General features: G+C 75.3%; 2 protein-coding genes. Both read right to left on the minus strand.

Going from position 1 to position 2,025, the window contains the following annotated elements:
* Window positions 1-135: 135 nt before the first annotated feature.
* A complete protein-coding gene (locus ACOV8S_RS00380) occupies window positions 136-1,131 on the minus strand; it encodes a nucleoside triphosphate pyrophosphohydrolase (RefSeq protein ID WP_448315188.1) in 996 nt (331 codons plus the stop codon).
* Between the two features lie 51 nt (window positions 1,132-1,182).
* On the minus strand, window positions 1,183-1,806 hold the full coding sequence (locus tag ACOV8S_RS00385) for a SurA N-terminal domain-containing protein (RefSeq protein ID WP_448315190.1): 624 nt from the start codon (window positions 1,804-1,806) through the stop codon (window positions 1,183-1,185).
* Window positions 1,807-2,025: the final 219 nt, after the last annotated feature.

Below are 2,025 nucleotides of genomic sequence, written 5' to 3' on the forward strand. Positions count from 1 at the left end.
CCGTCGTGCCGCGGGAGAGCGATCGGGTGGCCCGGCGCGGCACGGGTGGGCGCAGGGCGGCGCGGTCGCACGGGACCGCACGCCCGCGTGATCGGGGGCGGGTAAGCGGCGGCAAGGCCCTGCGCGGGGCCGGGGTCACGTGCCCGCCGGGCCCCCGGCAGCCGTCGCCTCGGCGGTGTGGATGGCGTCGCGGTAGGCGCGGGCGGCGGCGCGGAGGGCCGACTCGGGGTCGACGCCCGCCTCCTCGGCGCGGACGGCGAGGGTGAGCAGTTCGTAGCCGACGCCCTCGCCCGCGGGGAGCGCCGCGTCGAGCCCCGCCTTGCGGGCCCGCGAGGCCAGCTTCGCGGTGAGCGCCAGCGCCGGCTGCCCGAGCGGCACCCCCTCGGTGACCGAGGACCGCTGCTTCTCGACCGCCTTGGTCCGCAGCCAGTGCTCCTCGACCTCCTCCGGCGTCGCCGCGGACTCCTCGCCGAAGACGTGCGGATGCCGGTGGATCAGCTTGGCGACCAGGCCGCCCGCCACGTCGTCCACGGAGAACGGCTCCTCGGCGTCCTCCTCGGCCATCCGGGCGTGGAAGACGACCTGCAGCAGCACGTCCCCCAGCTCCTCGCGCAGCTCCGCACGGTTGCCCGTCTCGATCGCCTCGACCAGCTCGTACGCCTCCTCCAGCGCGTACTTGGCGAGGCCCTCGTGGGTCTGCCGGGAGGTCCACGGGCAGTCGGTGCGGACCCGGTCCATCACCGCGACCAGATCCAGGAGCCGCGCGCCGGGCAGGTCGTAGGAGGCGGGGAGCAGCTCCAGGTCGGGCATGTGGACGCGGCCGGAGACGGCCAGCCGGGCCAGACCGTCGGTCAGCGCGGGCTCGCCCTCGCCGCCGGCGACCACCACCACGGTGCGCCCGCCGGCCGCCGCGTCCACCAGTTCCCGGGCGGAGGGCGAGGCCTCCTCCACCGTCACCCCGGCCTCCCGCAGGTACGGCAGCTGCGGGTGCGAGCCGTCCGCGCAGAGCACCCGGTCCGCCTCGCGCAGGACACGCCAGGCGGGCCAGGACAGCAGGCCGGGGGCGACCCGGTGGCTGGTGGTGAGCAGGACGACGCGGCCGGGGGCGTCGGGGGAGGCGTTGGCGTTCACCCTTCGAACGTAACGCAGCGGTGCGCCGCCTCCCGCCCCCGGCCCCGCGGCTCAGGCCTCGACGTCCCGCACCCAGGGGGTCTTGAGGTCCGCCCGCGCGCTCTTCTCCGCGTCCCAGGTCCCGTAGCGCGGGTTGAGCTCGACGCCGAGGTCCTTGGAGGCGTCGGTGAGCGCCTTCGTGAAGGCGGGACTGTCGGTCTCGGTGCCCAGGCGCTGCGCCAGCTCGCCCGCCGCGACCTGCAGACGCAGGTTCTCCTCGAGCCGCTCGGGGGCGACGCCGTACTGCTGGAGCCAGGTGTTCCGCAGGCCCTTCTCCCCGCCGAGCTGCCGCTCCAGGTTGGTCCGCAGGTCCTGGACCTTCTTGGGCGTGACGGTGACGCCCGCCTCCTCGGCGGCGTGGTGCAGCACCCGGTCGATCACCATGGACTGCACGGTGAACCGGGCCAGGGAGCCGGACTGGGACACGACCTGCCGGTACTGCTCGTCGTCGGGGACCACGGCGCGCTGCGCGTCGCGCACCTCGCGGACCCGCTCCTCGACCTGGGCCTGGGTGATCCGCTCCCCGCCCACCACGGCCGCGGCGCCCGGGTGCGCCTCGGTTCCGCAGGCGGTGAGCAGTGGCGCCGCGAGGGCGGCGGTGAGGAGGAGCGCGGTACGGCGACGGCGGCGTTGCAAGGAAACCTCCCGTTGGAGTTTGTGCTTTGGTGCACAAAGTCTTGCGGTGATCGATGGTAGGCAGCGCCGGGGCTGTGAACCAGCCCTTGGCGCCAACGTCGTGCCAACGATCGGGAAGTCCCGCCGCAACGTTGCCCGTCACGTCGCGCGTGAGGCCGCCGGCGACATCGCCCGCCCGTGCGGGCGGTACGGGTCTCGGTCACGGGGTCGGCCGGGGGG

It is taken from the genome of Streptomyces sp. CO7, assembly GCF_053474865.1.